Origin of the sequence: Thaumasiovibrio clandestinus, from assembly GCF_047250365.1 — a bacterium.
Taxonomy (GTDB): Bacteria; Pseudomonadota; Gammaproteobacteria; order Enterobacterales; family Vibrionaceae; genus Thaumasiovibrio.
In genome coordinates this window covers 1-4,793 of sequence record NZ_JBLBVL010000037.1, presented here as the reverse complement: position 1 = coordinate 4,793, position 4,793 = coordinate 1, and the positions used below count along the sequence as shown (strand labels likewise).

The 4,793-nt window shown below is 39.3% G+C and carries 5 protein-coding genes and 1 pseudogene; 1 reads left to right on the top strand and 5 read right to left on the bottom strand.

The annotated features are described in order from the left end of the window. Positions 1-154 (top strand): annotated as a pseudogene (locus ACKLNH_RS20450) (IS110 family transposase); the annotation flags it as partial. Between the two features lie 22 nt (positions 155-176). Here ACKLNH_RS20450 and ACKLNH_RS20445 read toward each other — a convergent pair. The 5 genes from ACKLNH_RS20445 to ACKLNH_RS20425 form a co-directional block, all read right to left on the bottom strand. Continuing rightward, the gene (locus ACKLNH_RS20445) at positions 177-1,133 is read right to left on the bottom strand and encodes a Shedu anti-phage system protein SduA domain-containing protein (RefSeq protein WP_409397408.1); all 957 of its coding nucleotides are present in this window, start codon (positions 1,131-1,133) and stop codon (positions 177-179) included. An 868-nt stretch (positions 1,134-2,001) separates the two neighbouring features. After that, positions 2,002-2,349, bottom strand: a complete 348-nt coding sequence (locus tag ACKLNH_RS20440; RefSeq protein WP_413114110.1) for a hypothetical protein — start codon at positions 2,347-2,349, stop codon at positions 2,002-2,004. A 134-nt stretch (positions 2,350-2,483) separates the two neighbouring features. Further along, a complete protein-coding gene (locus ACKLNH_RS20435; protein WP_413114109.1) occupies positions 2,484-2,759 on the bottom strand; it encodes a hypothetical protein in 276 nt (91 codons plus the stop codon). Positions 2,760-2,987: 228 nt separating this feature from the next. Continuing rightward, positions 2,988-3,644: a hypothetical protein gene (locus ACKLNH_RS20430; RefSeq protein WP_413114108.1), complete on the bottom strand. Its 657-nt coding sequence runs from the start codon at positions 3,642-3,644 to the stop codon at positions 2,988-2,990. Positions 3,645-3,775: 131 nt separating this feature from the next. Then, on the bottom strand, positions 3,776-4,522 hold the full coding sequence (locus tag ACKLNH_RS20425) for a carbon-nitrogen hydrolase family protein (RefSeq protein ID WP_413114107.1): 747 nt from the start codon (positions 4,520-4,522) through the stop codon (positions 3,776-3,778). Between the last annotated feature and the right edge of the window lie 271 nt (positions 4,523-4,793).

The window sequence follows — 4,793 nt, the reverse complement described above, 5'->3', positions numbered from 1 at the left end:
TAATCCCGTATTTAAAGCGACTTACACTCATTTAGTGGCCGCTGGAAAACCCAAAAAAGTAGCCATCATAGCGTGTGTTAGAAAGATGGTAGTGATATTAAATTCAATGTTAAGAGATGGCGTCATGTGGAATGAAAACACGGCTAAAAATTAGTTATTGACGCCATAGTCGTTTGTTAGCAGCGTTTTCCAAGTATACGCTTTGCCCTCTCTAGCACATGGTCAAACGTCATAATAGTCAAGTTGTGATAGCTGCTATTTAAAACTCGAAATGCCTGCTGCTGCTCACGATTCCAATCATTCGAACGACCGTATATTAAAGTACATCTAGGCTTAATGGTCTTCACGTAGCCCACCCTTTCCATGAATTTTACACTGTTTGCCTCTAGTTCAATTTCATGTATGTAAGACTGGGATTGTGTAATCGCTTTGACTAAATCAGAGTGCGGGTAATAGTTATTGTGATCAAGACCTGAAGCCCAGAACTTTAAACCGCCCTCTGGTCGCTTGATTTCAACAACATCGAGGAATCCGTCATAACTTTCCATTAGAAAGTCTGAAATGTTATGAGTATCTATCGCTCTTTCATCTAAAACTTTGACAAAGTCGCTACCTAAAACCCAACTATTGGTTTCGAACCAGTTTTGCCATACGTTTTCAGTAAAATCAGACTCTAGTAGATATTGAAACTCATCGATTGCACGAGATTTTCGTGCATGCTCTAAGCCTAATTCTAAGTCTTCTGGTATTACATCGTTATCCAGTAGAAATTGAAGCATACCCTTTTTGTCTGGCAAATTTAAAAGTTGTTTAATTTGCTCTGCATTTGATGTGTCGTACGGGTTATCTAAAGGCAAAAAAGCTTTCGTACCCTGCTTGAAAGGTTCGTAATTGGTTGAAATGAAATCTACGAGATTACTGAACTCTTCACTATCCAGTGTAAGTTCACTTTTGGGGCTATCTAATTCTAGTGTTTCACCATCAAGCCAGCCCTTTGGCTTATTATACCGACCAAGCTTCAAGAACACTTCGTCTTCTGAAGTGTTATGAGGGATTTTCCAAAATATAGCTCGGGTCAACACTCTAGGTTTATCACGAATTATTTTAGCTAATCTATCTTTAATTTTTGCCATGATACCTCTTTATTTCCTCATAGCTGCTAACGCCTGCCATAAGGTGTGCCACACTAAACCAGCAAAGCGCACCGAACTCCATACCAAAACTGCCGAGTGTAATTCATCACCTTGATGGCTTTGTTAAACGGCGATTTACCTTCATCCCAACGAGCCAACAGATTAATAAGAATACAGCTGATAACACGAACACGGTTAAACTATGTTTAGACAAATTTGCGATAAACAGACTATTAATCAGTAAGTCACTTTGTTCAGGATAACTATGAATAGCCGCTAAAATATGAACATTCTCTATTACGTCAGATATCCCGATACCAAACGGCAGTAAGGCAATGTATTTTAGAGATGAACTAATCAATTCACATGATTTGATTAGCTCAATAAGCAATAGAGAGTATGCGAATGAATAAACTAGCGGAAACAGCATGTCTACAGTCATTTCATTTAGAAAATAATACTCCCTCCCAGTCGTACCAATTTCGTTAAAAAAGGAATTTAGGGACTCAGACGTAAGACCCACTTGCACATCAAGAGGCTCCATTGATGTAGAAATTAATGGGTATATTATTAATATAATTATAGCTTGAAGCGCAAAGTTCAAGCTAAGTAAGACACCTGCTTTCTTCCACGAAGAGAAATTGATTAACCAATCCAAACTTACCATCCTTGTAATCTTGCTAGTAGATAACCATGTCTTACTATAGATATGCATTAATTTGCAAAGATCAAGGGGTCGCATGAATAAAGCCGTTTAACGCCTGCTTAACTTGCTGCCAACTGCACTGTGCTTAAGCAGACCACCGTAATCACTAATGCCAATCTGAACCAAAAATGCCATAGGTTGGCAGTCAGGTTGAAGCAATTGTTATGCTTTGGGTTGGCGACAGACGAACTGAGTATTGGCCTTTATGCCATGTGGGGAAATCCAACCCTCCGCTAAATAGGACTCATAGTACTCTTGAAATTCTTCGTCCTCTTCAAATGAGTACATTCTCTGGTCTATGTTGTCTAGCAACTCAGTAGATACTTCTATTTTACCATTCTCTCGATAGGTCACTTCACTGATTTTCCAACCGAAGTAATCGCCTACAACACGATTTTCGAACTTTATAAACTCACCAACCCGAGGGACGGTAGAGAGAGAAATCACCTTTACCAAATGAACCCATTGTTTTTTGCTGGCCAACCAAATACTAAATTCTATTTCGAACACTGTTCCCCCCTCGCTCTCATAGAAGCATAACGCCTGCAATAAGGTGCCCCACACCAAACTAACAAAGCATACCGAACTTCGCACCAAAACCGACGAGTGTAACGGGTCACCTTGATTGCTTTGTTAGGCATTTTTCAACGAATGTAGTTGTTTTCAGTTACACCACGCGGACTCAACCATCCAACAGATAAATAGGAACTCAAGTACTCATCAAATTCGGATTCATCTTCAAATGAATATCCACGGTTATCTACGTTATCTAGTAGCTCTGTTGAAATTTCAATCTTTGAGCCAGTCTCGCGATAAACCACTTCAGTGACTTTAAATGAAAAATAGTCTCCGACAACATCATTTCTAAATTTCAAGAACTCACCGGTTCGAGGAACGGCTTGCATCTCTATAGTTTTCATAAGATGAACCCAACGAGTTCTACTTGCAAACCATATACTGAATTCAATTTTTATCATGTGTCCCTATACATAATCGTTGCCAACTTAGCTTCGGTTACTCTTTAATGCCTAACGCCGCATTAAGGTGTGAACAACGCGACCACGAAACTAAACCTTACCACCGTAAACACTGAACTCAACGATAGAATTAAAAATGCCAAGCGTTGAGAATCACTCTTAAATGCTTTGTTATATTTTCAGACCGGAAAGTTTCATAACTGTAGAAGCCACATTTGCTACATTTGACCATATTCCTGATGATTTATTTAGCTTATCCAGATTATCAACTGCATCTGTTTCTGTTTTATCGTTATAAGCTAAATTATTAATATTTATATGAGTATGATTAACCGCTGCCTGATCATTTGAAGTAGTATCATCGCTCTCTTGGTCATGACTATCTTCAGTAGAAAACACACTTGAGTAACGATCTTTGGGAACAGAACACTCTGCCTCAGATAATTGACAGTAACTCTCCCAGATTTTGCGTTCTAAATGCATTTCAATTCTTTGAAATTCAGTAGCCACACGAGTAGAAATCGAGAAATAAATTGTATGGCTGATGTCTTTTTCCTTGATCATGATTTTCCAATTATACCAGTCAACTGGATTACTAAATGGAAATAAGAGATCAAACCCTACATAATTGAGCCTTTGAACTGCCGTTTGGCCTAAGCTAGCAAGTAATACTTGTGCCTCAATTGCCATTTCATACAACTCGGATGGACCAAAAATACCCTCTTGTTCTTTTGAGACAAAGGTTGGATAAAATTGGTTAAACTTCTGAAAGTATTTATTTTCTAACTCTCGTAAAGCTCTCAAGTTTTCTAGTAATTGTTCTTCCACGGAATCCTCCCGAAAATATAACGCTTTGCTAAGTAGCAGCTAACACCACGACACTCAAGCAAAGCCACCGTAAACACTAAACTAGACCAAACCAAAAATGCCACTAGTTAGCTGTCTGCTTGAGCATCTTGTTATGTTTGATTTGCCTCGACCTCATTGCCCATAATATTACACAAGACCAAACCATATTCTTTGGAACTAGAGTAATTTACGAGCTCTCCGTGTGCATTCCAAACTGAACTCTTGCCGCAAGTTTCCCAACCGCCTGTCACTGAAATATGGTTACTTAAGAGTACAGGGAAACCTTGTTCTGATGCGATTTCCGATAAAATCTTAGAGTCAGGTTCAAATCCATTTTTAGAAATAAGGGCACTGACAACATAGATATCTGAGCCCAATTTTTTAGCCCGTCGAGAATGTTCCAATTCCGTAAAGTCCGCGCAAATAGCCAGCGCTATTTGATGTCCATTTACTTTAAAAAAGTAGTCTGACAAACCGAATGAGCAATACGTCCCTTCTCCTTCATGCAAATGTTGTTTCGAGTAAAATTGGACAGTGCCATCAGGAAAGCAAATGACAGCACCTATTGTTGGCTTTGAGTCATTGTTAACTTTTAATGGGCACCCAGCTATAGTGATAATCTCATTTTCGACTGAAGCTTGAGATAATTCTTTGAAGTTCGATGGCTTTGGAGAAAAAGCTAGCTCAGCAGCTAAGTCCAACTCATAGCCAGTCAATGATAATTCAGGGAAAACAACTACATCTGCATGATAATAAGATGATTGCTCAATCATTTTGAGGTGACGTTCAAGGTTTGCACGCACCTCACCTCTAGTGACAGGGACTTGAGCTAGGCTTATAGTTACTCCAGTTCTCAAGTTTTCTCCTTAAAACATAACGCCCTGTTAAGGTGTGAGCAACGCAATACCGACGCCACCGCATACCACCTTAACCACTAAACCTAACGCATAGTAAAAATGCCACGCGTTGCGAATCACTCTTAAACAGTTTGTATGGGAAATTATCCCAATAAATCGACCAGTTTCGGGTAATGTGAGACCCAGGCTTTAGCTGCAACTAAAGCTTTCTATGTAGTAGTTCGATTGAACGCTGGCTCCTCAATTGAGAGACCGATAACAAACACGAACA

Bases quoted from the DNA above. Each gene is read 5' to 3' on its own strand.
- ACKLNH_RS20445 (WP_409397408.1), bottom strand. From the start codon at position 1,133: ATGGCAAAAATTAAAGATAGATTAGCTAAAATAATTCGTGATAAACCT.
- ACKLNH_RS20435 (WP_413114109.1), bottom strand. From the start codon at position 2,759: ATGAAAACTATAGAGATGCAAGCCGTTCCTCGAACCGGTGAGTTCTTG.